The 26,315-nt window shown below is 70.5% G+C and carries 23 protein-coding genes; 9 read left to right on the forward strand and 14 right to left on the reverse strand.

Annotated features, from left to right (window positions below; all coding sequences use genetic code 11):
* Positions 1-4 precede the first annotated feature (4 nt).
* Genes hisH through hisD form a run of 5 tightly spaced genes read right to left on the reverse strand, consistent with a single transcriptional unit; the run spans position 5 to position 3,861 of the window.
* On the reverse strand, positions 5-658 hold the full coding sequence (hisH, locus tag ACFVJQ_RS01870; RefSeq protein ID WP_385509339.1) for an imidazole glycerol phosphate synthase subunit HisH: 654 nt from the start codon (positions 656-658) through the stop codon (positions 5-7).
* Positions 649-813 carry a hypothetical protein gene (locus ACFVJQ_RS01875; RefSeq protein WP_165396167.1) on the reverse strand — a complete coding sequence of 55 codons (165 nt, stop codon included), beginning with the start codon at positions 811-813 and terminating at the stop codon, positions 649-651. The genes hisH and ACFVJQ_RS01875 overlap by 10 nt, the downstream gene beginning before the upstream one ends.
* The gene (gene hisB / locus ACFVJQ_RS01880; protein WP_030932889.1) at positions 810-1,403 is read right to left on the reverse strand and encodes an imidazoleglycerol-phosphate dehydratase HisB; all 594 of its coding nucleotides are present in this window, start codon (positions 1,401-1,403) and stop codon (positions 810-812) included. The genes ACFVJQ_RS01875 and hisB overlap by 4 nt, the downstream gene beginning before the upstream one ends.
* Positions 1,400-2,539 carry a histidinol-phosphate transaminase gene (locus ACFVJQ_RS01885; RefSeq protein WP_385509340.1) on the reverse strand — a complete coding sequence of 380 codons (1,140 nt, stop codon included), beginning with the start codon at positions 2,537-2,539 and terminating at the stop codon, positions 1,400-1,402. Before ACFVJQ_RS01885 ends, hisB begins: the two co-directional genes overlap by 4 nt.
* A complete protein-coding gene (gene hisD, locus ACFVJQ_RS01890; RefSeq protein WP_385509342.1) occupies positions 2,536-3,861 on the reverse strand; it encodes a histidinol dehydrogenase in 1,326 nt (441 codons plus the stop codon). The genes ACFVJQ_RS01885 and hisD overlap by 4 nt, the downstream gene beginning before the upstream one ends.
* Before the next feature lie 157 nt (positions 3,862-4,018).
* Between hisD and ACFVJQ_RS01895 the strand changes: the two genes are divergently transcribed.
* The 3 genes from ACFVJQ_RS01895 to ybaK all read left to right on the forward strand — a co-directional run bounded on the left by ACFVJQ_RS01895 (position 4,019) and on the right by ybaK (position 6,934).
* The gene (locus tag ACFVJQ_RS01895; RefSeq protein WP_385509344.1) at positions 4,019-5,599 is read left to right on the forward strand and encodes an oxidoreductase; all 1,581 of its coding nucleotides are present in this window, start codon (positions 4,019-4,021) and stop codon (positions 5,597-5,599) included.
* A 70-nt stretch (positions 5,600-5,669) separates the two neighbouring features.
* Positions 5,670-6,410: an LON peptidase substrate-binding domain-containing protein gene (locus ACFVJQ_RS01900; protein WP_385509345.1), complete on the forward strand. Its 741-nt coding sequence runs from the start codon at positions 5,670-5,672 to the stop codon at positions 6,408-6,410.
* Between the two features lie 17 nt (positions 6,411-6,427).
* Positions 6,428-6,934, forward strand: a complete 507-nt coding sequence (gene ybaK / locus ACFVJQ_RS01905) for a Cys-tRNA(Pro) deacylase (RefSeq protein ID WP_385509346.1) — start codon at positions 6,428-6,430, stop codon at positions 6,932-6,934.
* A gap of 268 nt (positions 6,935-7,202) precedes the next feature.
* Here the strand turns inward: ybaK and ACFVJQ_RS01910 are convergent, their stop codons facing one another.
* From ACFVJQ_RS01910 to ACFVJQ_RS01925, 4 genes are all read right to left on the reverse strand, one after another.
* A complete protein-coding gene (locus ACFVJQ_RS01910; RefSeq protein WP_385780213.1) occupies positions 7,203-7,883 on the reverse strand; it encodes an AAA family ATPase in 681 nt (226 codons plus the stop codon).
* 34 nt (positions 7,884-7,917) lie between these two features.
* Positions 7,918-8,739, reverse strand: coding sequence for an ABC transporter permease (locus tag ACFVJQ_RS01915; protein ID WP_385509348.1), 822 nt, complete (start codon positions 8,737-8,739; stop codon positions 7,918-7,920).
* A gap of 103 nt (positions 8,740-8,842) precedes the next feature.
* Positions 8,843-9,817, reverse strand: a complete 975-nt coding sequence (locus ACFVJQ_RS01920; RefSeq protein ID WP_385509454.1) for an ABC transporter ATP-binding protein — start codon at positions 9,815-9,817, stop codon at positions 8,843-8,845.
* A 176-nt stretch (positions 9,818-9,993) separates the two neighbouring features.
* Entirely contained in the window at positions 9,994-11,211 is a 1,218-nt protein-coding gene (locus ACFVJQ_RS01925) for an NYN domain-containing protein (protein ID WP_385509349.1), read from the reverse strand.
* Positions 11,212-11,433: 222 nt separating this feature from the next.
* Here ACFVJQ_RS01925 and ACFVJQ_RS01930 point away from each other — a divergent pair, with 222 nt between their 5' ends.
* Positions 11,434-11,598, forward strand: a complete 165-nt coding sequence (locus tag ACFVJQ_RS01930) for a hypothetical protein (RefSeq protein ID WP_385509350.1) — start codon at positions 11,434-11,436, stop codon at positions 11,596-11,598.
* An 85-nt stretch (positions 11,599-11,683) separates the two neighbouring features.
* Here ACFVJQ_RS01930 and dnaE read toward each other — a convergent pair whose 3' ends face one another.
* A complete protein-coding gene (dnaE, locus tag ACFVJQ_RS01935; protein WP_385509351.1) occupies positions 11,684-15,223 on the reverse strand; it encodes a DNA polymerase III subunit alpha in 3,540 nt (1,179 codons plus the stop codon).
* A 216-nt stretch (positions 15,224-15,439) separates the two neighbouring features.
* On the opposite strand from dnaE, the gene ACFVJQ_RS01940 reads away from it, so the two are divergent.
* The 4 genes from ACFVJQ_RS01940 to ACFVJQ_RS01955 all read left to right on the forward strand — a co-directional run bounded on the left by ACFVJQ_RS01940 (position 15,440) and on the right by ACFVJQ_RS01955 (position 20,212).
* Positions 15,440-16,768, forward strand: a complete 1,329-nt coding sequence (locus ACFVJQ_RS01940; protein ID WP_385780216.1) for a DUF2252 domain-containing protein — start codon at positions 15,440-15,442, stop codon at positions 16,766-16,768.
* 79 nt (positions 16,769-16,847) lie between these two features.
* Positions 16,848-17,537, forward strand: coding sequence for a hypothetical protein (locus ACFVJQ_RS01945; protein ID WP_385780218.1), 690 nt, complete (start codon positions 16,848-16,850; stop codon positions 17,535-17,537).
* Between the two features lie 86 nt (positions 17,538-17,623).
* Positions 17,624-18,424 carry a DsbA family protein gene (locus tag ACFVJQ_RS01950; protein WP_385509355.1) on the forward strand — a complete coding sequence of 267 codons (801 nt, stop codon included), beginning with the start codon at positions 17,624-17,626 and terminating at the stop codon, positions 18,422-18,424.
* A gap of 126 nt (positions 18,425-18,550) precedes the next feature.
* On the forward strand, positions 18,551-20,212 hold the full coding sequence (locus ACFVJQ_RS01955) for an alkaline phosphatase D family protein (RefSeq protein ID WP_385780221.1): 1,662 nt from the start codon (positions 18,551-18,553) through the stop codon (positions 20,210-20,212).
* Positions 20,213-20,233: 21 nt separating this feature from the next.
* Here the strand turns inward: ACFVJQ_RS01955 and ACFVJQ_RS01960 are convergent, their stop codons facing one another.
* On the reverse strand, positions 20,234-20,803 hold the full coding sequence (locus ACFVJQ_RS01960) for a dienelactone hydrolase family protein (protein ID WP_224738275.1): 570 nt from the start codon (positions 20,801-20,803) through the stop codon (positions 20,234-20,236).
* A gap of 106 nt (positions 20,804-20,909) precedes the next feature.
* On the opposite strand from ACFVJQ_RS01960, the gene ACFVJQ_RS01965 reads away from it, so the two are divergent.
* Positions 20,910-22,031: a mechanosensitive ion channel family protein gene (locus tag ACFVJQ_RS01965; RefSeq protein ID WP_385509357.1), complete on the forward strand. Its 1,122-nt coding sequence runs from the start codon at positions 20,910-20,912 to the stop codon at positions 22,029-22,031.
* Positions 22,032-22,085: 54 nt separating this feature from the next.
* Here the strand turns inward: ACFVJQ_RS01965 and ACFVJQ_RS01970 are convergent, their stop codons facing one another.
* The 3 genes from ACFVJQ_RS01970 to ACFVJQ_RS01980 all read right to left on the reverse strand — a co-directional run bounded on the left by ACFVJQ_RS01970 (position 22,086) and on the right by ACFVJQ_RS01980 (position 25,975).
* Complete coding sequence (locus tag ACFVJQ_RS01970; protein WP_129797397.1) at positions 22,086-23,030, reverse strand: RluA family pseudouridine synthase; 945 nt, start codon at positions 23,028-23,030, stop codon at positions 22,086-22,088.
* 64 nt (positions 23,031-23,094) lie between these two features.
* Entirely contained in the window at positions 23,095-23,757 is a 663-nt protein-coding gene (lspA, locus tag ACFVJQ_RS01975; protein ID WP_385509358.1) for a signal peptidase II, read from the reverse strand.
* A gap of 100 nt (positions 23,758-23,857) precedes the next feature.
* Positions 23,858-25,975: a TraR/DksA C4-type zinc finger protein gene (locus ACFVJQ_RS01980; RefSeq protein WP_385780224.1), complete on the reverse strand. Its 2,118-nt coding sequence runs from the start codon at positions 25,973-25,975 to the stop codon at positions 23,858-23,860.
* Between the last annotated feature and the right edge of the window lie 340 nt (positions 25,976-26,315).

A 26,315-nucleotide genomic window follows, 5' to 3' on the forward strand; every position in this document is an offset into this window, starting at 1 on the left:
GTCTCTACAGGGTTCCGATCCAGTTGGTGAGCAGCTGCGCTCCGGCGTCGCCGGACTTCTCGGGGTGGAACTGCGTGGCCCACAAGGCGCCGTTCTCGACGGCGGCCACGAAGGGCTTGCCGTGCGTCGACCAGGTCACCTTGGGGGCGGTCAGCGTCGGGTTGTGCGTCTCCAGGGTCCAGTCGTGGACGGCGTAGGAGTGCACGAAGTAGAAGCGCGCGTCCGCGTCCAGGCCGGCGAACAGCTCGGAGTCGGCCGGCGCCTCGACGGTGTTCCAGCCCATGTGCGGCACGATGTCGGCCTGGAGCGGCTCGACCGCGCCGGGCCACTCGTCGAGGCCCTCGGTCTCCACGCCGTGCTCGATGCCGCGCGCGAAGAGGATCTGCATACCGACGCAGATGCCCATCACGGGGCGCCCGCCGGCCAGCCGCCGGTCGACGATCCAGTCGCCGCGCGCCTCCTTCAGGCCCGTCATGCAGGCGGCGAAGGCACCGACGCCGGGCACCAGGAGGCCGTCCGCGTTCATGGCCCTGTCGAAGTCGCGGGTTATCTCGACATCGGCTCCCACGCGCGCGAGGGCGCGTTCGGCGGACCTCACATTGCCGAAGCCGTAGTCGAACACAACGACGTTCTTGACGTTCTTGGTGCTCAATTCCACACCTCCAGCCGCAGGACGCCCGCGACCAGACACATCGCGGCGCCGATGGAAAGCAGCACGATCAGGCCCTTCGGCATCTGCTGCTTCACGAAGGAGACGATGCCGCCGACGAGGAAGAGGCCGACGACGATCAGGACGGTCGAGGTGCCGTTCACAGCGCGCCCTTCGTGGAGGGCAGGATGCCGGCCGCGCGCGGGTCACGCTCGCTGGCGTACCGCAGCGCCCGCGCCAGCGCCTTGAACTGGCACTCCACGATGTGGTGTGCGTTGCGCCCGTACGGCACGTGCACGTGCAGCGCGATCTGCGCCTGCGCGACGAAGGACTCCAGGATGTGCCGGGTCATCGTGGTGTCGTACTCGCCGATCATCGGCGCCATGTTCTCGGGCTCGGTGTGCACGAGGTACGGGCGGCCGGAGAGGTCGACGGTGACCTGGGCGAGGGACTCGTCCAGCGGGACTGTGCAGTTGCCGAAGCGGTAGATCCCCACCTTGTCACCGAGCGCCTGCTTGAAGGCGGCGCCCAGCGCGAGGGCGGTGTCCTCGATGGTGTGGTGCGAGTCGATGTGCAGGTCGCCCTCGGTCTTCACGGTCAGGTCGAACAGACCGTGCCGGCCGAGCTGGTCGAGCATGTGGTCGTAGAAGCCGACACCTGTCGACACATCGACCTTCCCGGACCCGTCGAGGTCGATCTCGACCAGGACCGAGGTCTCCTTCGTCACCCGCTCCACGCGTCCTACGCGGCTCATGCGCTCTGCTCCTTCGGGGGTGTGGGGGTGGTGTCCCCCACCAAGCTCAGTAGTTCACGGACCGCGTCGAGGAACGCGTCGTTCTCTTCGGGGGTTCCGGCGGTGACCCGCAGCCACCCCGGTACGCCGTTGTCCCGGACCAGGACGCCCCGGTCGAGGATCTTCCGCCAGGCCTCCTGGGCATCCGGGAACCGCCCGAACTGCACGAAGTTGGCGTCGGACTCCGTCACCTCGTAGCCGATCGCGCGCAGTTCTGCGACCAGCCGGTCCCGCTCGGCCTTCAGCTGCTCGACATAGCCGAGCAGGGTGTCGGTGTGCTCCAGTGCGGCCAGCGCGGTCGCCTGGGTGACGGCCGACAGGTGGTACGGCAGCCGTACGAGCTGCACCGCGTCCACGACGGCCGGGTGCGCAGCGAGATAGCCGAGGCGCAGGCCGGCCGCTCCGAACGCCTTCGACATGGTCCGCGAGATGACGAGGTGCGGGCGGCCCTGAAGCAGCGGCAGCAGCGAGGCGCCGTGGCTGAACTCGATGTACGCCTCGTCGACCACCACCATCGACGGCTTCGCCGCCTGCGCGGCCTCGTACAGCGCGAGGACCGTCTCGGGCGGAACCGCGTTGCCCGTGGGGTTGTTGGGGGTGGTGACGAAGACGACGTCGGGCTGGTTCTCGGCGATGGCCTTCTCGGCCGCCGCGAGGTCGATCGTGAAGTCGTCGTTCCGGGGGCCGGAGATCCAGCCGGTGCCCGTGCCGCGCGCGATCAGGCCGTGCATCGAGTACGACGGCTCGAAGCCGATCGCCGTGCGGCCCGGTCCGCCGAAGGTCTGCAGCAGCTGCTGGATGACCTCGTTGGAGCCGTTGGCGGCCCAGACGTTGGCCAGGCCGACCTTGTAGCCGGACGTGTTCGTCAGGTACTCGGCGAGCTTCGTGCGCAGCTCGACCGCGTCCCGGTCCGGGTAGCGGTTGAGGTTCCGGGCCGCCTCGCGCACCCGCTCGGCGATCCGTTCGACCAGCGGCTCGGGCAGCGGGTAGGGGTTCTCGTTGGTGTTGAGCCGTACGGGGACGTCCAACTGGGGCGCGCCGTAGGGGGACTTGCCGCGCAGCTCGTCCCGTACGGGGAGATCGTCGATGCCTGTCACTTGCCTTCGGGTACCTTCCAACCGAACCTCGCCTTGATTGCCGCGCCGTGCGCCGGCAGGTCCTCCGCCTCCGCCAGCGTCACCACGTGGTGCGCGACCTCGGCCAGTGCGTCCCGCGTGTAGTCGACGATGTGGATGCCGCGCAGGAAGGACTGCACGGACAGGCCCGAGGAGTGGCAGGCACAGCCGCCGGTGGGCAGGACGTGGTTGGAGCCGGCCGCGTAGTCGCCGAGCGATACGGGCGCCCAGGGGCCGATGAAGATCGCACCCGCGTTGCGGACCCGGTCGGCGACTTCGGAGGCCTGGCGGGTCTGGATCTCCAGGTGCTCGGCGCCGTACGCGTCGACGACGCGCAGCCCCTCCTCGATCCCGTCCACCAGCACGACCGCGGACTGCTTGCCGCCGAGCGCCGGGCGGATCCGGTCCTCGATGTGCCTGGTGGCCGCGACCTGCGGCTCCAGCTCCTTCTCCACCGCCTCCGCCAGTTCGACGGAGTCGGTGACGAGGACGGCGGCGGCGAGCGGGTCGTGCTCGGCCTGGCTGATCAGGTCGGCGGCGACGTGCACCGGATCGGCCGTCTCGTCCGCGAGGATCGCGATCTCGGTCGGGCCGGCCTCGGCGTCGATGCCGATCTTGCCGGTGAAGTAGCGCTTGGCGGCGGCGACCCAGATGTTGCCGGGGCCGGTCACCATGTTGGCGGGCGGGCAGGACTCGGTTCCGTACGCGAACATCGCGACGGCCGTGGCACCGCCGGCGGCGTACACCTCGTCGACGCCCAGCAGCGCGCACGCGGCGAGGATCGTCGGGTGCGGCAGGCCGTTGAACTCGGCCTGGGCGGGCGAGGCGAGCGCGATCGACTCGACGCCGGCCTCCTGCGCGGGCACGACGTTCATGATCACGGAGGACGGGTAGACGGACCGGCCGCCGGGGGCGTACAGCCCCACGCGGTCCACCGGCACCCACTTCTCGGTCACCGAGCCGCCGGGAACGACCTGCGTGGTGTGGGACGTGCGGCGCTGCTCGCGGTGGACGAGGCGGGCGCGGCGGACGGACTCCTCCAGGGCCGCGCGCACCGCCGGGTCGAGTTCCTCCAGGGCACGGGTCAGCGCCGCGGCCGGCACCCGCACCTGGTCGAGCTTCACGCCGTCGAACTTCTCGGCGAAGTCGATCAGCGCCGCGTCGCCCCGATGATGCACGGCCTCGCAGATCGGACGCACCTTCTCCAGGGCGGCCGAGACGTCGAAGTCGGCTCGGGGCAGCAGGTCGCGCAGGGCGGGACCCTCCGGGAGGGCGTCGCCGCGCAGATCGATTCGGGAGATCACGTGCTCAATTCTCGCAGACCCGGATGGGACGCCGTTCGCGCGTATCAATGGCTGATACACCACACGGAAGATCCCCTTCACGTTTTGCGTTCGGAGCGTCACTCAGCGGGCATGAACGATTGTACGAAACCCATGAGTAACCGGAGGAAGAAGCACCGTGAGCGAGGGGGCCGGCATCCGGAACGGGGATCTGCCGGACGATCTGACCGCCACCGAGGCCGGCATGTGGCAGGCCTTCCGCAACGGCAGCGCGTACGACCTGAGCAGCGGGGACACCGTCGTCGACGATCCGCACGGCGGGCATCCGTGGGGCCCCGAGCGGACCGTGCGGGCCCGCATCGTGTGCTGGCTGCTCCTCGACGGGCCGCCCGCCCTCGCCGGCCGCGTCTCCTCGCTGAAGCTGACCGGCGTGCAGATCAGCGGCAGCCTGGACCTCGCGGGCGGCTCGGTGACGCCCTACGTCGAGCTGCGGGACTGCCGCTTCGAGCAGGAGGTCCTGCTTCCGGAGGCTCGGTTCAAGACCGTACGGCTGGTGAACTGCTCGGTGCCGCGGCTGGAGGCGGCCCGGGTGCACACCGAGGGCGATCTGCACCTTCCGCGCTGCCGCTTCCTGGGCGGGGTCCGGCTGACCGACGCGCAGATCGGCACCGACCTGCTGCTCAACCAGGCCGTCGTCCACCGGGACCGCACCGGCCGCTCGATCGTCGCGGACGGGATGACCGTCGGCCAGGACCTGCAGGCCGAGATGCTGGAGTCGTACGGCGAGCTGAGTCTGCGCGGCGCGCAGGTCGGCGTCTCGCTCAGCCTGCGCGGGGCCCGGCTGCGCAACCCGTACAGCCGCCTCGCCCTGAACGCGCCCCAGCTGACCGTCGAGCGCACCCTGTACCTCAGCCCGGCGGCCGTCGGCAGCATCCAGCTGAGCGGCACGACGCCCGCGCGCGGGACCCGGATCCAGCGGTTCGAGTGCCAGGGCGGAGTGCGGCTGGACGACGGCCGGTTCGGCGACGCGGTCGACCTCGAACGCGCCCGCTTCACCTTCACCGACGAGCAGGAGCTGTCGCTGCGCCGCGTCCAGGTGCCCGAGCTGCGTTTCCTCGGGGAGCAGCCGCAGCGCGGCAAGGTCGTGCTGTCCGGGGCGCGGATCGTCAACCTCGTCGACCGGGCGGGCAGCTGGCCGGGCCCGGGCAATCTGCACATGCCCGGTTTCGCGTACGAGAACCTGGTGCCGCAGGGCCCGTTCCCGCTGTCCGAGCGCCTCGACTGGGTGGCCGCCGCCACCGCCGAGTACCACCCGGAGCCGTACGAGCGCCTGGCCGCCGTACTGCGCAACGGCGGTGAGGACGAGGACGCCCGCGAGGTGCTGCTCGCCAAACAGCGCCGCCGCCGCGAGACCCTGCCGCCGGCCGCCAAGCTCTGGGGGTACGCACAGGACCTGACGGTGGCCTACGGATACCGGCCGGGGCGGGCCGCGGTATGGATGGCGGTGCTGTGGGCGGCGGGCTCGCTCGCCTTCTGGTACGCCGGGCGACCCCGGACCGGTGCCAATGCCGGGGACCCGCCCTGGAACCCGGCCCTCTTCGCCCTCGACCTGCTGCTTCCGGTCATCGAGCTGGGCCAGGTGGGCTACTGGCAGCTGCACGGCGGCTGGCAGTGGCTGGCGGCCGCACTGATCCTGCTGGGCTGGATCCTCGCGACGACGGTGGCAGCGGGGGCGACCCGGCTGCTGCGGCGCAACTGAGCAGGTTCACCGGGCCGCGGAACGTGCGCGACGGACGCGCGCCCTCCGGCGACCATTAGGCTCTTGCGTCGTGACCACCGTCCGGCTGCCGCTCTTTCCCCTGAACTCTGTGCTGTTCCCGGGGCTCGTGCTCCCCCTGAACATCTTCGAGGAGCGCTATCGCGCCATGATGCGCGCGCTCCTGAAGACCCCCGAGGACGAACCGCGCCGCTTCGCCGTCGTGGCGATCCGCGACGGCCATGAGGTGGCACCGAGCGCGCCCGGCATGCCCGACCCGACGGCCCTGCCCGAGCGGGGACCCGCGGCCGGCTTCGGCAGCGACCCGGCCAAGGCCTTCCACGGCGTGGGCTGCGTGGCCGACGCCGCGACGATCCGGGAGCGTCCCGACGGCACGTTCGAGGTGCTGGCGACCGGGACGACCCGGGTGCGGCTGCGGTCGGTGGACGCGTCGGGGCCGTATCTGACGGCCGAGCTGGAGGAGCTGCCGGAGGAGCCGGGCGACGAGGCGGGGGCGCTGGCCGAGGGCGTGCTGCGCGCGTTCCGCCAGTACCAGAAGCGGCTGGCGGGAGCGCGGGAGCGGTCGCTGACCACCGGCGGGGACCTGCCGGACGAACCGTCCGTGGTGTCGTACCTGGTGGCGGCGGCGATGATGCACGACATCCCGACCAAGCAGCGGCTCCTGCAGGCGCCGGACACCGCGTCCCGCCTGCGCGACGAGCTGAAACTCCTTCGCTCCGAGACGGCCGTCATCCGTACCCTGCCGTCACTGCCCGCGTCGGACCTGACGCGCGGCCCGACGAGTCTGAACTGAACAGGGAAACACCCCGGATGGCGAAGAAAGCAGCGAAGAAACAGCAGCAGTCCGGCGGCACGCCCGCGACGGTGGCGCTGACGGCCGCGGGCGTGGACCACACGATCCACTCCTACGACCACGACCCCGCCCACCCGTCCTACGGCGAGGAGGCGGCCGAGGCGATGGGCGTCTCACCGGACCGGGTCTTCAAGACGCTGGTCGCGGACGTCGACGGCACCCTGACCGTGGCCGTGGTCCCGGTGGCCGGCTCCCTGGACCTGAAGGCCCTGGCCTCGGCGGTGGGCGGCAAACGGGCCACGATGGCCGACCCGACCCTCGCGGAACGCACGACGGGCTACGTCCGGGGCGGCATCTCCCCCCTGGGCCAGCGCAAGAAACTCCCCACGGTCCTGGACTCCTCGGCCACCACCCACCCCACGATCTGCATCTCGGCCGGCCGCCGCGGCCTGGAAGCCGAACTCTCCCCCCACGACCTGGCCGACCTCACCAACGCCACCCTGGCCCGGATCGGCCGCGCGTAACCTCTCGACGACATGCCCTTCCTCGGCTAATCAGAAAGGGCATGTCGAAGAAAACACGCAAGCGCAAGTGGCGCACCAAAAAACGCCGCTCAAACCACGGCCACCGCCCGGCGTAGCTGCGGGACCCCGACGTCAAACAGCGGGCATTCGTGCCTCCCCCAGTGCCTTAAGGGCCTGGGGGAGGCACGGGTGGGCGCGGGCGGCACCCCATTAGCGCCGGGCTGCGCGACGCCCCCGCCCCCGGCACCGACGCCGGGCCCCTCAAAACCTACGGGCGCTCATACTCCGCCGACCCATACCCCACCGGCTCCGGATCCCGAGGCCCGAACAACGCCGTCAACCCCAAATGCACCAGCAACCCGGCCAGGGACCACGCCAGCAACGCCCCCTTCGCCCCCAACCTCAACGGCGCCGAGAACGTCACCCCCTTACCCACACCCTTGGCCTGCGCCAACACATCCTGCGCAGGCCCGAGCCACACCCCCACCCGCCAGGCGAGCAAAGACCCGAGCAACCCCCCGACCCCCAGCGCCACCACCACCGGCACGCCCCCACGCCGCCGCAGCACGAACACCACGACCGCACTGACGAACCCGAACGCCAACGCCAGCAGAGTGAACGTTCCGTCGACCCCGATCGACTGCTCCCCCTCGGTGTCCTTGAGGTACACGACCCACGTGTCGTCCACCACCTCACCGACCAGCGGCACCCGCGGCGCCAGCCAGCACCACAGCACCCCGAACAGCGCCCCACCGAGCGCCACCGCCACCGTGATCACGGCGGCCTCCCGCACTTCGGTCTTCATCCCGGGACCGTCCTGATCCTTGGTTCCGTGAGCGACGTGATCAGGCGCGCCGACCACGTGTCCGGACCCGCCGGGGGCAGGCGGCCACGCACTGTGCGAGGACTGTTCATGCGGCGGCGGAGGCGGTGTCAACGGAGCTGTCACCCTGACATCGTGCCAGGCCCGCCGGGGCGGCGCGTCACCGGACGGCAGCCCGGCGGTACGCCCAGGTGGCGGCGGCCAGCGAGATCACCCCGACCCCCGCACAGACGGCGAGGTCACCAGCGACCATGGCCCACTCGGGGCTGGCCGAGAAGGTCCGCGCGTACGCCTCCACCCCGTACGTCGACGGCAGCAGATCCCGCGCGAACCGCACGATCTCCGGCATCCGCTCCGGCGGCAGCACGCCGAGGAGCAGCGCCGCCGACATCCCCAGCTGCCCCAGCAGCGTGGCCAGCTCCGGCCGCGGCGCCAGCAGCCCGAAGGCCGCGCCGAGTCCGGAGAGCGCCGCGCCGGCGAGCGGGATCACCGCGAGCAGGATCCACAGGTTGGTCAGCGGCAGCCCGAACAGCACGCACCCGAAGACGGCTGTCACCAGCGTTCCCGGCACGGTGAAGGACGCGTACGCCCCTGCCGCCCCCAGCACCACCGCCGCGGGCGGCACCGGCAGGGTGGCGTAGTGGTCGAGCCCGCCGGTGGCGCGGAGCTGTCCGAAGTACTGCGCGAGGAGGTTCAGCGCGACGAAGGCGACGACCACGACCGACGAGCCGGCCACCACCGCCTGGGCCTCGCCCCCGCCGTCCACGACCCCGCGCATCATGATCATGATGCCGACGGACTGGAAGGTCGCCACGAACAGCAGCGGAATCCGGGCCACCCGGGCCCGGGACAGCTGTGCCCGGTACACGGCCGCGAGGGACGGCCACAGCCGGGCGGGCGGCGCGAGTTCGGCCGGGCCCACGACCGGACCGTCCAGGGCACGGGCGCTGCCCGGCAGAACCTCTGTGGGTACGGCACTCACGTCGCGCTGCTCCCCTTTCTGGGGTTCACTTCGGCGGTCGCCCTGTTCCGTACGGATACGACGGCCCCTCCATTCAAGACCGACGCGCTCACGGCCTGCTCGCTCACGCCTTCACCAGTCCCTGCTCGGCGGCGCCGCCCAGCGCCATGTACACGTCCTCCAGGCTCGGCGTGGCCAGGGTGAAGTCGTCGAGGGCGGCGAAGGCGGCCCCGCCGGTGACCGTGGACACGACCGCGCGGGCCTCTTCGGGGGCCAGCCGCAGCGTCCAGCGGCGCCCGGACTCCACGGCCCGGTCCCGCAGCGCGGCCACCTCGGGCACGTCGAGCGGCGCCCGCTCCCGCCACACCAGCTCGACCCGCACCTCGCCGGCGACCCGCTCCTTCAGCCCGGAGGGCGAGTCGCAGGCGATCACGCGTCCCCTGTCCAGGACGGCGACCCGGTCGAGCACGGTCTCGGCCTCGATGACGTTGTGGGTGACCAGCACCACGGTCGTCCCGCGTTCGGCGCGCCGCCGGTCGACGGCGGACCACACCGCCCGGCGTGCCACCGGGTCCATGGCGGCGGTCGGCTCGTCGAGGACGAGCAGCGGCCGCTCCCCCACCAGCGCCGCCGCGACACAGGCCAGCCGCCGCTGCCCGCCGGACAGCTTCTTCAGCGGCCGCCCGGCGATCTCGGTCAGCCCCAGTTCGTCGAGTACGGCGTCCCGCTCGGCCCGGGCCCGCCGCACGTCCAGGCCGCGCAGCCGCCCGGTGGTCTCGGCGGCAAGGGACACCGTGAGTTCGTCGAGGGCGGTGGACTCCTGCCCGAGGTAGGCGAGAAGGCGCGAGGCCCGCTCCGGATGGCGCACGATGTCGTGCCCGAGGATCTCGACACTGCCGCGGTCGGGCCGCATCAGCCCGGTGAGCTGTCGCACGAGGGTGGACTTGCCGGCCCCGTTCGGCCCGAGCAGCCCGAAGATCTCACCCCGCCGCACTTCCAGCCGTACGTCGTCGGTGGCCCGCACCTCGGGCGTCCCCGGTGCCCCGCGCCGCGCGCGGACCGCGGGGTAGGTCTTGGTCAGTCCGCGTACCGCGCACACGACCTCGCCACTGTCCCGGAAGGCCTGTGCCGCACGCGTACTCACAAGGGACGAGACTACGGGGTCCGCGCCCTGTGCCCGCGTCCGGGGCGGCCTCTTGCCCCAGAACGTCCGGAATCCGTCATTCCGGCCAGACCGGAACCAGCCGCGCCGACCAGATCCCCGCTCGAAGGCCGCTACTCCCCCGCAGGGGCGTGCTCCGCGGCCGTGCGCACATCCACCTCGCGCCAGAAGCCCGCCCGGATCGCATACCGGTCGTGCTCGTCGATCTGGTCGTCCTTGTGCGCCAGCAGCCCGAACCGGGCGGCGTACCGCAGCAGCTCCCCGTCGATCCGATGCGGGATCCGCGGATACATCCCGGACAGCTTCTGCAGATGCCCCTGGTCACCGAGCCGGGACATCCACCGCCGGGCGAACACCTGCCCCACCTCGTAGGGGTCCCCGCCGACCGTCGTGATGTCCTCCTCGCGGTCGGCCCACCGCTGCTCCGCGGTGGTGAGCTGCGCGAGCGTCGGCATCGTCGCGACCTCGGGCGGCTCGGCGGCCGCGCCGGACCGGTCCACCCACCCCTTGTCGGAGGACCAGCGCAGGGTCGCGGTGGCGGGATGCTGGGCGGCCTGGGTGCCAGGAGCCCGCAGCGCGGCCAGGTCCTTCGGCGTCGGTACACCCTTGGGTGCCGGCACCCGCTCCTCGCCGCCATTCTGGGCCGCGGCCGGCGCGGGGTGCGGCGCCTCCTGGGCGGTCCTCTCGGCGGCCGGGGCGAGCGAGGCGTCGGGCAGCGGAGCGGAGAGGATCGCGGCGATCTCGGGCCGCGGCGCGGGTGGCGGTGCGCACACCCCACCCAGGTCCTTGGCCCGTACGGCCTTGGTGATCCACGCCCGGTCGAGCACCCGCCGCTCGTCGGCCTCGGCGACCAGGTCTTCGGACTGGTTGTAGTCACCGTCGGCGGCCTGCACGGCCCACAGGTGTACGGCGACCCCGTGCTCCTTGGCCGCCATCATGCCCGGCAGCAGATCGCCGTCGCCGGTGACCAGAACGACGTCGGAACAGGCGCGGTTGCGGGCCAGCTCGGTGAGCTCGGCGTGCATGGCGGCGTCCACGCCCTTCTGGTTCCAGCGGCCGTCACTGCGGGTCAGCGCGCCGAGCCGGACCGTGACCCGGGGCATCACGCGCAGCCTGCGGTGCTCGGGCTGGGGGACGCGGTCGGGGGCGCCGTCGAACCAGTAGATGCGCAGCAGCGGCCGTTCCGTGTCGGACTCGGCGCGTTCGCGCAGACCGTGGATGAGGGCGGTGTGGTCGACGGTGATGCGGGACCGCGAGGGTTCTCCGGCAAGGAGACTCGCGGCGGCCCCCAGCAGATACCCGGCGTCCACCAGGACGATGCAGCGGTCCACACGACTCACCCTCTTCCCGGGAGGTTTGCTTCGGGCTTGCTTCGAGTCTGCCCGACCACGCGTGGGTTAACGGCCCGAACTCGATCTTCGGCGTGGCGTTTCCGGGATTCGCTCGACGACAACGCCTGTTACATACGGTAATTATCCGAAATGCGTTTGTTGTCAGCCTATGTGAATCTGGTCCCGGCCCTGGCCCCTAGATCCCCCACAGGAGGCATCACCATGGCCAAGAACAAGAACCGTGACCGAAAGCAGCCCCGATCCGAGCGCGGCCAGCACGAGGGCCGACAGTCCTCGCTGGAGCCGGATGCAGAGGAGCGTGCCGCGGAGGTGACGCCCGGCGACATGGCCCGCAAGGGGCGGCACAAGCGCTTCGGCCACAACTGACAGCTGCGTGACGGGCTGTTGCAGCCCAGGCACAGAACGAGGGGCGCATCCGGCATCGGATGCGCCCCTCGCGTACGTCGGTTGCTCAGCCTGCGAGGCAGGACGGGCCCAGCAGCACCTTTAGATCGCCGAACAGTGCCGGATCCGGCTTCACCCGGTGCCGGTCCAGCCGCAGCACAGTCGTCTTGGTCGGCCCCTGGAGCTTGATGCGCACCTCGCTGTCTCCCTTGTGGTGACTGAGGATCTCGCCGAGCCGGCTGACCATGGGCGGGGTGACCCTCGTCGCCGGGATGGTGAGCACCACGGGCGCGTTGGTTCCCGCGTTCGACAGGTCGGGAACCATCAGCTCCATCGCCACCAGGCGCGGCACGTCCTCACGCTTGTCGAGGCGGCCCTTGACGAACACCACGGCGTCCTCGACGAGTTGGGTCGACACCAGCTGGTAGGTCGCCGGGAAGAACATGCACTCGATGGAGCCCGCGAGGTCCTCGACGGTGGCGATCGCCCAGGCGTTGCCCTGCTTGGTCATCTTGCGCTGAAGGCCCGAGATGATGCCGCCGATGGTGACGACCGCGCCGTCCGCGTGCTCACCGCCGGTGAGCTGGGCGATGCCCGCGTCGGCCTTGTCCGACAGCACGTGCTCCAGGCCGAAGAGCGGGTGGTCGGAGACGTACAGGCCGAGCATCTCCCGCTCCTGGGCGAGGAGATAGGTCTTGTCCCACTCCTCGGTGGAGAACTCCACGTCGAGCCCGAACCCGGGCTCGCTGGTGTCGTCCTCGCCCATGCCGCCGAAGAGGTCGAACTGGCCCTCGGCCTCCTTGCGCTTGACCGCGACCACGTTGTCGATCATCGGCTCGTACTGCGCCATCAGTCCCTTGCGGGTGTGGCCCATCGAGTCGAAGGCGCCGGCCTTGATCAGCGATTCCGTGGTGCGCTTGTTGCAGACGACCGCCTCGACCTTGTCGAGGTAGTCGGGGAACGAGGCGTACTTCCCCTTGGCCTTGCGGCACTTGATGATCGACTCGACGACGTTGGTGCCGACGTTGCGCACGGCGGACAGGCCGAAGAGGATCACGTCGTCGCCCTGCGCGGCAAAGTTGGCCTCGGACTCGTTGACGTTCGGCGGGAGCACCTTGATGCCCATGCGGCGGCACTCGTTGAGGTAGACCGCCGACTTGTCCTTGTCGTCCTTGACCGAGGTGAGCAGGGCGGCCATGTACTCGGCGGGGTGGTTCGCCTTCAGGTACGCGGTCCAGTACGAGACCAGTCCGTACGCCGCGGAGTGCGCCTTGTTGAACGCGTAGCCGGCGAACGGGACCAGCACGTCCCACAGTGCCTGGATCGCTTCGTCGCTGTAGCCGTTCTTGCGGGCGCCGCCCTGGAAGATGACGAAGTTCTTCTCCAGCTCCTCGGGCTTCTTCTTGCCCATCACACGGCGGAGGATGTCGGCCTCGCCGAGCGAGTAGCCCGCGATGATCTGGGCGGCCTTCTGCACCTGCTCCTGGTAGACGATCAGGCCGTAGGTGACGTCCAGAACCTCCTTGAGCGGCTCCTCCAGCTCGGGGTGGATCGGCGTGATCTCCTGCTGGCCGTTCTTGCGCAGCGCGTAGTTCGTGTGGGAGTTCATGCCCATCGGCCCCGGGCGGTACAGGGCCGACACGGCGGAGATGTCCTCGAAGTTGTCCGGCTTCATCAGCCGCAGCAGCGAGCGCATCGGTCCGCCGTCGAACTGGAAGACGCCGAGGGTGTCGCCGCGCTGGAGCAGGTCGAAGGTCGTGGGGTCGTCCAGCGGCAGCGACAGCAGGTCGATGTCGATGCCCTTGTTGGCCTTCACCATCTTGACGGCGTCGTCCATGATGGTCAGGTTGCGCAGGCCCAGGAAGTCCATCTTCAGCAGGCCGAGCGACTCACAGCTCGGGTAGTCCCACTGCGTGATGGTCACGCCGTCGGTGTGCCTGACCCAGACGGGGACGTGGTCGGTGATGGTCTCGCTGGACATGATCACGCCGGCCGCGTGCACGCCCATCTGCCGGACCAGGCCCTCGACGCCCTTGGCGGTGTCGATGACCTTCTTGACGTCGGGCTCGTTCTCGTACATCGCCCGGATCTCGCCCGCCTCCGAGTAGCGCGGGTGCTGCGGGTCGGTGATGCCGGACAGCGGGATGCCCTTGCCGAGGACGTCGGCGGGCATGGCCTTGGTGAGGCGGTCGCCCATCGCGTACGGGTAGCCCAGCACGCGCGCGGAGTCCTTGATCGCGTTCTTGGCCTTGATGGTGCCGTACGTGCCGATCATGGCGACCTTGTCGGCGCCGTACTTCTCCGTCACGTACCTGATCACCTCGACGCGCCTGCGCTCGTCGAAGTCGATGTCGACGTCGGGCATCGAGATGCGCTCGGGGTTGAGGAACCGCTCGAAGATCAGGCCGTGCGGGATCGGGTCGAGGTCGGTGATGCCCATGGCGTACGCGACGATCGAGCCGGCCGCGGAGCCTCGGCCGGGGCCGACGGCGATGCCCTGCTTCTTGGCCCACATGATGAAGTCGGCGACGACGAGGAAGTAGCCGGGGAAGCCCATCGAGATGATGGTGTCCATCTCGTAGTCGGCCTGCTTCTGCCGGTCCTCGGGGATGCCGCCCGGGTAGCGGCGCTCCATGCCGCGGCGGACCTCCTCCTTGAACCAGGTGACCTCGGTGTAGCCCTCGGGGATGTCGAACTTGGGCATGAGGTCGCGCTTCTCGAACATGCCCGTGGTGTCGACCATCTCGGCGACCAGCAGCGTGTTGCGGCAGCCCTCCTGCCAGGCCTCCGAGGAGTCGATGGCGTACATCTCGTCCGTGGACTTCAGGTAGTAGCCGGTGCCGTCGAACTTGAAGCGGTCGGGGTCGGAGAGGTTCTTGCCGGTCTGGATGCACAGCAGCGCGTCGTGCGCCCCCGCCTCGTGCGCGTACGTGTAGTGCGAGTCGTTGGTGACCAGCGGGGGGATGCCGAGCTTCTTGCCGATCTCCAGGAGGCCGTCGCGGACCCGGCGCTCGATCTCGATGCCGTGGTCCATCAGCTCCAGGAAGTAGCGGTCCTTGCCGAAGATGTCCTGGTAGTCGGCGGCCGCCTTCAGGGCCTCGTCGAAGTGACCGAGGCGTAGCCGGGTCTGGACCTCGCCGGAGGGGCAGCCGGTGGAGGCGACGATCCCCTCGGACCACTGGGAGATGGTCTCCTTGTCCATCCGGGGCCACTTCTGCAGCCAGCCCTCGGCGTACGCGTCGGAGGAGAGCCGGAAGAGGTTGTGCAGGCCCGTCTTGTTCACGGCCCACATCGTCTTGTGGGTGTAACCACCCGAACCGGAGACGTCGTCCCGCTTCTGGTGCGGCTGGCCCCACTGGATCTTGCGCTTGTTGCGCCGGGACTCGGGGGCGACATAGGCCTCGATCCCGATGATCGGGGTGATTCCGGCCTTCTTCGCGGAGTGGAAGAAGTCGTACGCCCCGTGGAGGTTGCCGTGGTCGGACATGGCGATGTGTGTCATGCCCATTTCGGTGCAGGCGTTGAACATGTCCTTCAGCCGCGCGGCACCGTCCAGCAGCGAGTACTGGGTGTGGACGTGCAGGTGCGTGAACGGCGGCTTTGACACGGCTGCGGCCTCCAAGGAAAACGTACGTCGACGGGGGTCCGACAGGCTGCGGACAGTCTGGGGGACAGCGTCGAAGTCTATGCCTCGGCACTGACATTCTGCGGGCACTCCCGCGTACCTTCGAACGTTGGAAGATGGCGGGTGATCCGTGCCACGGGCATGGACCATCCGTCTCACAGGTCACGTACCACCCCCCGCACCAGGAGGCACCCAGCGATGTCGTTCCCGCAGCTCAATGACGAGCAACGCGGTGAGGAGATCCTCGCCGTCTTCGACACCGCGTTCGGCGAGCTCCTCGCCGCCGACCCGGCCGCGTTCCGCGTGAAGTTCCGGAAGATGGCGGCCTCGGCCTTCGCCTTCTACCGGGGCACGGCGTGCCTCTTCTACCATGACCTCGACGCGGAGAAGCGCGGCGGTCCGTACCTGGACGAGCGCACCTCGCGCGTGTGGATCCACGGTGACCTGCACGCGGAGAACTTCGGCACGTACATGGACTCGACCGGCCGTCTGATCTTCAACGTCAACGACTTCGACGAGGCATACGTCGGCCCCTTCACCTGGGACCTGAAGCGCTTCGCCGCCTCCATCGCACTCGTCGGGTACGCGAAGGCACTCAGCGACGAGCAGATCACCGAGCTGGTGAAGATCTACGCGGCCGCCTACCGTGAGCGCATCCACGCCCTGGCCACGGGCGCCAAGAGCGACGAGGTGCCGCCCTTCACCCTGGACACCGCCGAGGGCCCGCTGCTCGACGCCCTGCGCGACGCCCGCTCGCTGACCCGGTTCGGGCTGCTGGAGTCGATGACCGAGATCCGCGACTTCGAACGCCGGTTCGCTCCCGGCGGCGGCTCCATCGAGCTCGACGCGGCCACCCGCTACAAGGTACTGGCCGCCTTCGACGGCTATCTGGAGACGCTGCCGGAGTCCTCGCTGGCCCGCCCGGACTCGTACCGGGTGAAGGACGTCGTCGGCCGCCGCGGCATCGGCATCGGCTCGGCCGGTCTGCCGTCGTACAACATCCTGCTGGAGGGCAACAGCGACGCCCTCGAGAACGACGTCGTGATCTACGTCAAGCAGGCCCAGACCCCGGCCGTCTCCCGGCACATCACCGACCCGGCGGTCCGGGAGTACTTCCAGCACGAGGGCCACCGCACGGTCATCTCCCAGCGCGCGCTCCAGGCGCACGCCGATCCGTGGCTGGGCTGGACCGAGCTGGACGGCGCGGGCCAGCTGGTCGCCGAGGTGTCGCCGTACGCCGTCGATCTCGACTGGGGCGACATCGACGACCCGGAGGAGATCGCCGCGGTCGTCGCCGACCTGGGCCGGGCGACGGCCACGATGCACTCGGCCGCGGACGACGAAAGCGGCCACTCGGACCTGGTGCCGTTCTCCACGGAGCGGGCCATCGACGCGGCCATCGCCTCCGACGAGGAGGGCCTCGCGCCGCTTCTGGTCGACTTCGCGCACAGCTACGGCGCACGCGCGCGTGCCGACCACCAGATCTTCGTCGACCTGTTCCGCAACGGCCGGATCCCCGGCCTGTGACCGAACACCGACCCCCCACCCGTTTCACAGGGACCCTTTAGGAGTCCCTTACAGGAGTCCGTGACACACTCTTCCCGCTATGGACATATCCGGGACACAGCTCAGAGCCGTACGCGCGGCGCTGTTCACGGCCTTGGTCGTGACCCTCAGCACCGCGTCGCACGTGCTGCTGTCCGGGGTCCCGCTGCCGGTGGGCACGGTGGCGACAATCACCGCCACCGTGTTCGTGATCGCGTACGCACTGGCCGGCCGTGAGCGCGGTTTCGGCCGGATCGCCGCCCTGCTGATCCCGCTGGAACTGACCGCCGACACGGTGTTCACCGCCGGCCAGCACGCCTGCTACGGCCGGGCGGGCGGCCCCGTCGCGGGCCCGCTGCGCTCGGTCGGCCTGGACGTGCTGTGCGGCGGCGAGGTGGGCGCCCCGCTGGCCCGCATGGCCGGCACCACCGGCACGGACCGGGTCGCCGCCCTGCTCGCGGACGCCCACCCGGAGACGGCCTGGCTACTGCTCGGCGCGCACGTCGGTGTGGGGCTGCTGGCGGCGGCCTGGCTGAGCCGCGGCGAGCGTGCGCTGGCCCAGCTGCTGTGCGCCACGGCCGCGACCACCTTCCGCCCGCTGCTGCTGGCGGTCACCGCGGTGACGGTACGGCGCGCCCCGGCGGCGCCCCGGCTGCCTCGCCCCGTCCGCCGTACGGCCACCGCCCGCGACCTGCTTCTCGCCCACTCCCTGGGACGGCGTGGACCGCCGTGCTCCCTCGCCCTCGTCTGAACCGAGCGGCACCGCAAGAGCACGACCACCCCCCTCACACGTATCCCGCGTACGACATGTGCGCGTCCCACACGGAGATCATCACCATGAGCAAGCGGAACAGCCAGGCGGCGAAGACGGCGGCCCGGGAGCGGCTGCGCATCGAGCGTGAGCGCGAGGCCAAGCGGGCCAAGGTCAGGCGGCAGATCATCGTCGCCTGCTCGGTCGTCGGCGTCCTCGCGGTGGCCGGCGGCATCGGCTACGCCGTCGTCCAGACCAACCAGCCCACGAAGTGGGAGGAGGCCGCCGACGCGAAGGTGGTCGCCCCCGCCAACAGCTCCGGCAAGGACGGCACCACGGTCCTCATCGGCGACTCCAAGACGGACAACGTCGTCCACCTGTACGAGGACCCGCGCTGCCCGGCCTGCGCCTCCTTCGAGCAGACGGTCGGCGAGACCGTCAACAAGGGCATGGAGGACGGCGACTACAAGCTCTCCTTCACCATCGGCACCTTCCTGGACGGCAACCTCAGCGGAGAGGGTTCGAAGAACGCGCTGAGCGCCCTCGGCGCCGCGCTGAACGTCAGCCCCGAGGCGTTCCTGGACTACAAGGCCGCGCTGTACTCGGCGGAGTACCACCCCGAGGAGTCGACCGACGAGTTCGCCAAGGACGACTACCTGATCAAGGTGGCCAACACGGTCGACGCGCTGAAGAACAACAAGAAGTTCCAGGACGCCGTCGAGAAGGGCACCTACGACGCCTGGGCGATGAAGATGAGCAAGACCTTCGACGACACCGAGGACGTCAAGTCGACCCCGACCATCAAGATCAACGACAAGGTGATCGAGAACCCGAGCACCGTCGCCGATTGGCAGACGGCGCTCAAGGACGCGGGCGTCACGAAGTAACACCCCGTCAGGCGGTAACGCTGTACGGAAGCATGACGAAAGAGCGGGCGAACTCTTCCGGGTTCGCCCGCTCTTCGCGTACCCGTCCCTTACCGAAGTCACTACCGATCAGTAATCTGATCGCCCGTGACCAGTCGCCACAGATCCCACACAAGCCCCAACGTCCCCGCTCCGCGCCGCCGTACGGTTGTCAAGGCCGCCGCGACCGGAGCCGTCCTCGCCGCTCCGCTGGCCGGTGCCCTGCCCGCCCGCGCGGCCACCGAGGCCCCCGCCTTCCTGCACGGCGTCGCCTCCGGCGACCCCCTCCCCGACGGCATCCTGCTGTGGACCCGCGTGACCCCCACCACGGAGGCGATACCCGGCTCCGGACTCGGCCCGGACGTCCGGGTGAGCTGGGTCGTAGCCAGGGACAAGTCGTTCACCGACGTCGTCGCCAAGGGCTCCACCACCGCGACCGCCGCCACCGACCACACCGTCAAGGCGGACATCCGCGGCCTCGCGCCCGCCACCGACTACTGGTTCCGCTTCTCGGCGGGCGGCACCGACTCCCCCGCGGGACGCACCCGTACGGCCCCCGCCGCCGACGCGGCCGTCGCGGGCCTGCGTTTCGGCGTGGTCTCCTGCGCCAACTGGGAGGCCGGCTACTTCGCCGCGTACCGCCACCTCGCGGCCCGCGGCGACCTGGACGCCTGGCTGCACCTCGGTGACTACATCTACGAGTACGGCACCGGCGAGTACGGCACGCGCGGCACCGTCGTACGACCGCACGCCCCCGCCCACGAGATCCTCACCCTCGCCGACTACCGCACCCGGCACGGCCGTTACAAGACCGACCCCGACCTCCAGGCGCTGCACGCCGCGGCCCCGGTCGTCGCGATCTGGGACGACCACGAGATCGCCAACGACACCTGGTCGGGCGGCGCCGAGAACCACACCGAGGGCGCCGAGGGCACCTGGGCCGGACGCCAGGCGGCCGCCAAGCAGGCCTACTTCGAGTGGATGCCGGTGCGCCCGGCCATCGCCGGCACGACCTACCGCCGGCTGCGCTTCGGCAAGCTCGCCGACCTCTCCCTGCTCGATCTGCGCTCCTTCCGCTCGCAACAGGCCTCTGTCGGCAACGGCGACGTGGACGACCCGGACCGTACGCTCACCGGGCGCGCCCAACTGGACTGGCTGAAGGCCGGGCTGGCGTCCTCCGACACCACCTGGCGGCTGGTCGGCAACGCGGTGATGATCTCGCCCTTCGCGATCGGCTCGCTCTCCGCGGAGTTGCTGAAGCCGCTCGCCAAGCTGCTCGGTCTGCCCCAGGAGGGCCTCGCCCTCAACACCGACCAGTGGGACGGCTACACCGACGACCGCCGCGAACTCCTCGCGCATCTGCGCTCGAACGCCATCCGCAACACCGTCTTCCTCACCGGCGACATCCACATGGCGTGGGCCAACGACGTGCCGGTGAACGCCGGTACGTATCCGCTGTCGGCCTCGGCCGCCACGGAGTTCGTCGTCACCTCGGTCACGTCCGACAACCTCGACGACCTGGTGAACGTCCCCCAGGGCACCGTCTCCACCGTCGCCGCGCCGGTCATCCGCGCGGCCAACCGGCATGTCCACTGGGTCGACACCGACCGCCACGGATACGGCGTCCTGGACATCACCGCGGACCGCGCGCAGATGGACTACTACGTCCTCTCGGACCGCACGAAGGCCGACGCGACCTCGTCCTGGAGCCGCTCGTACCGCACGCTCAGCGGCACACAGAAGGTCGAGCGGACGTACGACCCGGCGTAACCGCCCCCGGTTGGGCGCCCTTTACAGGCTGTCGAGGAAGCCGAGCGCCACCCGCCAGGTGGCCTCGGCTGCCTCCTCGTCGTAGTCGGGCAGTTCAGGGTCGGTGTACAGGTGCCCGGCCCCGGCGTATCTGTAGACCTCCACATCGGCCCCCGCTCTGCCCATCTGCAGATACCAGGCGCTCAACCAGTCGTCCGTCTCGAACGGATCCGGCTCGGCGACATGCAACTGGACCGGGAGTTCGTCCACGGACGTGTTCGGCGCGAGGTCCGACGTGCCGTGCAGGAGCAGCAGGCCACGCGCCTTCTCGTCGCCCAGCGCAAGCGTCTGCGCGATGGAGGCGCCGAGCGAGAACCCGGCGTACACCAGCCCCCGTTCGGAATAGGGCGCGGCGGCCAGCACGGCACGTCTGAGCAGTTCGTCTTTGCCGATCTCCTCCTTGAACGCCATGCCGTCCTCGACCGTCTCGAACGTCCGCCCGTCGAAGAGGTCCGGCGTCCACACCTCGTGACCGGCTGAGCGCAGCCGGTCCGCCGCGGCGCGCACCGCGGGTCTGAGGCCATAGGTCGAGTGAAACAGCATGATGTTCATGAGGCCATGGTGCCAGCCGGGTACGACAACGCAGATCCGGGCATTGCCCAGAACGGCGTTGAAATCACATGTTCAGTCCCCGCCTGAGCCGGTTACGTTCGTGGGCATGGAGAACATACTCCGCCCGCTGATCGTGGTCGGCGGCTCGGTCCTGCTCACACTGCTGATCGGCTGGGCCACCGACCGGCTGCTGCGCAAGGCCGACGAACGGCACCCCGAGACCCAGCTGTGGGGCCTGCTGCGCCGCGGCCGCATCCCGTACCAGCTCGTGCTGTGCGCGGCGCTGCTGAGAGCGTCGTACGACTCGGCGCAGCTGCTCCAGGACCACCGGGTCGGTATCGGCCGCGCCCTGACGCTGGTCCTGATCGGGTCGGCGGCGTGGCTGGTGATCCGGATCGCGGCGGCGGTCGTCGAGACGTCGTACACGCGCTACGCCAGCTCCCGCGCCCAGCGCGACCCGGCCCGGGTCCGCCGGGTGCGCACCCAGGTGACGCTGATCATGCGGGTGGTCGCGGCGATCGTGGGCGTGGTGGCCATCGCCGCGATGCTGCTGACGTTCCCCGCGTTCCGCGCGGCGGGCGCCTCGCTGCTGGCCTCGGCGGGCATCCTCGGCATCGTCGCCGGTGTGGCGGCGCAGTCCACGCTGAGCAACCTGTTCGCGGGGCTGCAGATCGCGTTCGGCGACATGGTGCGGCTGGGCGACACGGTCGTGGTGGACGGCGAGTGGGGCACGGTCGAGGAGATCACCCTGACGTACCTCACGGTCCGTACCTGGGACGAACGCCGTATCACCATGCCGGTCTCCTACTTCACGTCGAAGCCCTTCGAGAACTGGTCCCGCGGCACCCCCCAGATGACCGGCATCGTCTACTGGCACCTCGACCACACGGCTCCGGTCGACGCGATGCGCGAGAAGCTCCGCGACATCCTGCGCGAGTGCCCGGCCTGGGACGGCCGCCACTACGGACTGGACGTCACGGACACCACTCCCAACACCATGGAGGTACGGGCCCTGGTGACCGCGAAGGACGCGGACGACGTCTGGACGGTACGGGTCACGGTCCGCGAACAGATGATCGGCTGGCTGGTCCGCCACCACCCGTACGCCCTGCCCCGCGTCAACACAGCGGACGCGATCCTGCCCCCCGGCTCGAACGGCAACCGCCGCTCCCCCGACGGTGCGGCACCACGCCGAGCCGTGGACACCCCGAGGCCGGAACGAGGCTGACGAAGGGCTACGACCGAAGGAAGCCGCCGACGGGGAGCCCCACCCACGCGGGGGTCATCCGTACGTCTCCTCGCGGACCTGGTCCAGGGCCTTCTGCAGGTCGGCGGGGTAGTCGCAGGCGAACTCGACCCACTGGCCGTCCCCGGGGTGCTCGAAACCGAGGCGTACGGCGTGCAGCCACTGGCGGGTGAGGTGCAGCCGCTTGGCGAGCGTCGGGTCGGCGCCGTACGTCAGGTCGCCGACGCAGGGGTGGCGGTGCGCGGCCATGTGGACGCGGATCTGGTGTGTGCGGCCGGTCTCCAGCTTCACGTCGAGCAGGGAGGCCGCGCGGAACGCCTCGATCAGGTCGTAGTGCGTGACGGACGGCTTGCCGTCGGCCGTGACCGCCCACTTGTAGTCGTGATTCGGATGGCGGCCGATGGGCGCGTCGATGGTGCCGCTGGTCGGGTCGGGGTGGCCCTGCACCAGGGTGTGGTAGCGCTTGTCGACCGTGCGCTCCTTGAACTGGCGCTTGAGCGAGGTGTAGGCGCGCTCGGACTTGGCGACCACCATCAGTCCCGACGTACCGACGTCGAGCCGGTGCACGATGCCCTGCCGCTCCGCGGCGCCCGACGTCGAGATCCGGTAGCCGGCCGCCGCCAGCCCGCCGATGACCGTCGGCCCGGACCAGCCCGGACTCGGATGCGCCGCCACGCCCACCGGCTTCACGATCACGACCACGTCATCGTCGTCGTGCACGATCTCCATGCCCTCGACCGGCTCGGCCACCACCTGCACCGGCGCGGGCGCCTGCGGCATCTCGACCTCGAGCCAGGCGCCGCCTCGCACCCGCTCGGACTTGCCCACCACCGAGCCGTCGACCGTGACCTTCCCCGCCGCTGCCAGCTCGGCGGCCTTGGTACGGGAGAAACCGAACATGCGGGAGATGGCGGCGTCGACGCGCTCGCCCTCCAGGCCGTCCGGCACGGGCAGGGTACGGATCTCGGGAATCGTGCTCACCCGTCGAGTATGCCGGACGGGTCCGACACCGCCGTACGCCAGCCTGTCGGCCGGCCCTCGGGCCTCAGTCCTTGTGGACGGTCCCGTCCGGGTCCAGCCCCTTGAAGGACAGCAGCACGATCAGGATGCCGCCGCACACGATCGCCGAGTCGGCGAGGTTGAAGACGGCGAAGTGCTTGGGCGCGATGAAGTCGACGACCGCGCCCTGGAAGACGCCCGGCGAGCGGAAGATCCGATCGGTGAGGTTGCCGAGCGCACCGCCGAGCAGCAGGCCGAGTGCGATCGCCCAGGGCAGGCTGTACAGCTTGCGGGCGAGCCGGGCGATCACGACGATCACGGCTGCCGCGATCACCGTGAAGATGATCGTGAACGCCTGGCCGAAGCCGAACGCCGCGCCCGGGTTGCGGATGGCGTCCAACCTCAGCCAGTCCCCGAAGATCTCGATCGCGTCGTGGTGCTCCAGCTCGGCCACCACGATGATCTTGCTGATCAGGTCGAGGGCGTACGCGAACGCGGCGACCCCGAACAGCACGGCGATCCGTCGCTTGCCCCGGTGCTGTTCGGCCGGAGCCGACTGCTCATCCGCGCCGGAACCGCCGGCCGGGGTCTGTGCCGGCTCGGAGCCCGACCGCTCACCCGGCGCCGCGTCGTCGCCGGGCCGGTCCTGTTCGGCCCGCGCCGCGTCCGGGGTGTCCGGCGTACCGATGATGCGCTCCGCCTCTGCCACGTGAGTCCTTCAACCTAGGTGCCTGACTGAGCACGAGGGTACGGCACGCCTCCCGTGCTGCATGTGCCCAGGAGGCGTACGACGGTTCGGCCGGTGCCGGTCAGTACCGGCGCTCCTGCTTCTGCTTGCACTCGACGCAGAGCGTGGCCCGCGGGAAGGCCTGCATCCTGGCCTTGCCGATGGGGTTGCCGCAGTTCTCGCACAGGCCGTACGTGCCTGTGTCGAGGCGCTGCAGGGCGCGCTCGGTCTGGGTGAGCATCTCGCGCGCGTTGGCTGCGAGCGCCAGTTCATGCTCGCGCGTGATGTTCTTGGTGCCGGTGTCCGCCTGGTCGTCGCCGGCGCCGTCCCCGGAGTCCCGCATCAGACCGGCGAGGGACACCTCGGAGGAGGAGATCTCGGCGCGTAGCCGCTCCGCCTCGGACATCAGCTCCGTGCGGGCCTCCGCGACCTCTTCCGGGGTCCAGGGGTCCTCACCGGGGCGCACCGCCAGATCGCCCGGCTCCGCCGCGGCGATCCGTGCCTTGGGGACGGCGGTCTTCGCCGCCGTGGCCTGGCCAGGAGTCTTCTTCGCAACCACCGTCGTGGCTCCCGTCTGCTTCGCGGCCTGCGCCGCGCCCACCTTTTTGGCCGTGCTCTTCTTGCCCGCACGCTCAGCCCCCGCGGCTCCCTCCCCCACCACCGCTTCCTTCTCGCCCCCCACGACCTCGCCGGCCCCCTTCTCGGCAACCGCCTTCTCGGCAACCGCCTTTTCGGCGACGGCCTCCTCAGCGGCCACCTTCTGCCCGGCCGCCCTGTGGACGGTCCCCTTCTGGGAGGTCCCCCTCTGGGCCGTCTCCTTTGGGGCGGCCTCCTTCCCCGCGGCCACCTCCCTGGCGTCCTTCTTCTCGCCAGCCACCTTCCGGGCAGCCGCCTCCACCGCAGCCGCCTTCTGGGCCGTGGCTCTCTGGGCCCTCTCCTTTGGGGCAGCCACCTTCCGGGCAGTCACCTCCTCCGCGGCCCCCTTCTGAGCGGTCCCCTTTGGGGCGGCCTCCTTCCCCGCGGCCACCTCCCTGGCGTCCTTCTTCTCGCCAGCCACCTTCCGGGCAGCCGCCTCCACCGCGGCCCCCTTCTGGGCGGTCCCCTTTGGGGCGGCCTCCTTCCCCGCGGCCACCTTCCTGGCGGGCTTCCTCCTCTCCGCAGCCGCTCTCTGGGCCGTCTTTTTCTCCGCGGCCCGCTTCTCAGCGACCCCTTCCTTGGCCACGGCCTCGCTCTTGGCAGCCGTCTTCTTCGCCGGGGCCCTGTTGGCGGCTGCCTTCTTGGCGGCCGTCTTCGTCGCGGCGCCCGTCTGCTTTGCCGGGGGGCTCTCGCCGGCCCTCCCCTTGACCGGGGCCTCCTTGGCCGAGGCCTCCTCGGCGACCCTCTTCTTGGTCCCCGTCTCCTTGGCCGCCCTCTTCTTGCCGACCCGCTTACCAGCCGCCTCCTCCTTGGCCGCCGCATTCGCAGCCTGCGTTTCCTTCGCCGCCGTCTTCTTGACCGGCCGCTTCCCAGCCGCCGTTTCCTTGGCCGCCGACTTCTTGACCGACTGCTTCCCAGCCGCCGCTCCAGCCGCCGATCCCTTCGCCGCCGCCTCCCTGACCGACCGCTTCCCAGCCCCCGCCCTCCCAGTCGCCGCCTCCCCAGCCGCCGTCTCAGCGGCCGCCCTCCCGGTCGGTGTCCGCTTCGTCTCCCCCTTCTCGGGCGGCTGCTTCGCAGCTGTCGCCGTGGCCTTCTTGGCAGGGCTTTTCCCACCGGCCGCCCTGGGAGCACGGGCCGTCGTACCAGCCGCCGCCCTTTCGGCCGCCTTCTTCCCACCCGCCCCCGTCCCGGCCCCCCTCTTCGACGCCATCCCTGACTCCGCGGCCGCCTTCTTCCCGGCCGCGCCCGTCACACCCCCCGTCCTGCCCTTCCCCGCCGCCCCCCTTTCCTTCGCACCGCCCCTCTCCGCAACCGTCTTCCCACCGGCCACGGTCCCCGGCCCGGCTCCGCCCCCCGCAGCACCCGTCGCCCCCGATCCCGCGCTCCCCCTGCCTACAGCCCCCCGCACCGTCTTCACTGCCTTGGCCACCGTCCGCCTCACGGTCGCCGCCCTCTGCGTGCTCTTCTTCCCGTCCACGTCCTTGGCCGCGCCGCCGGAGGCACCCGTGGCGCGCACGGTCCTCTCGGACCCCGACTGCTGTACGGCCGTCTTTTTCGCCACCATGGCCGCGGCCCCTTCACATTTTGTGATTTTGCACGCGAATCGTGCTGGGACGATAAATCGACTTGAGTCCCGCGGCAACGGGGCATGCCACCCGATTCGCCCGCCCCGCGACCGCCACGCGGCCGGCATGCATGCGTTGTGCCCAGCTCCCCGCCGGGTAATCCGCCGAGTCGGGACATCCCCGGATCGAAAGCCGCGCACCTCACCATTCGGGTCATCTCGCACATGCCCCCGCCCCACCCTCCGGCGCCGGAAATCCGGTCGGCCGCTGTCCCCCCGGAGCCGTACACTGGGCGGAGCGAGAAGCGTGGATGGGGACGAGTAGCGGCGTACGCAGCCC

Source organism: Streptomyces sp. NPDC127197, from assembly GCF_042672405.1.
Classification (GTDB): domain Bacteria; phylum Actinomycetota; class Actinomycetes; order Streptomycetales; family Streptomycetaceae; genus Streptomyces; species Streptomyces flavusporus.

Bases quoted from the DNA above. Each gene is read 5' to 3' on its own strand.
- ACFVJQ_RS01960 (WP_224738275.1), bottom strand. From the start codon at position 20,803: ATGAACATCATGCTGTTTCACTCGACCTATGGCCTCAGACCCGCGGTG.
- ACFVJQ_RS01950 (WP_385509355.1), top strand. From the start codon at position 17,624: ATGAGCAAGCGGAACAGCCAGGCGGCGAAGACGGCGGCCCGGGAGCGG.
- ACFVJQ_RS01980 (WP_385780224.1), bottom strand. From the start codon at position 25,975: ATGGTGGCGAAAAAGACGGCCGTACAGCAGTCGGGGTCCGAGAGGACC.
- ybaK (WP_385509346.1), top strand. From the start codon at position 6,428: ATGGCGAAGAAAGCAGCGAAGAAACAGCAGCAGTCCGGCGGCACGCCC.
- ACFVJQ_RS01945 (WP_385780218.1), top strand. From the start codon at position 16,848: ATGGACATATCCGGGACACAGCTCAGAGCCGTACGCGCGGCGCTGTTC.
- hisB (WP_030932889.1), bottom strand. From the start codon at position 1,403: ATGAGCCGCGTAGGACGCGTGGAGCGGGTGACGAAGGAGACCTCGGTC.
- ACFVJQ_RS01965 (WP_385509357.1), top strand. From the start codon at position 20,910: ATGGAGAACATACTCCGCCCGCTGATCGTGGTCGGCGGCTCGGTCCTG.
- ACFVJQ_RS01940 (WP_385780216.1), top strand. From the start codon at position 15,440: ATGTCGTTCCCGCAGCTCAATGACGAGCAACGCGGTGAGGAGATCCTC.
- ACFVJQ_RS01930 (WP_385509350.1), top strand. From the start codon at position 11,434: ATGGCCAAGAACAAGAACCGTGACCGAAAGCAGCCCCGATCCGAGCGC.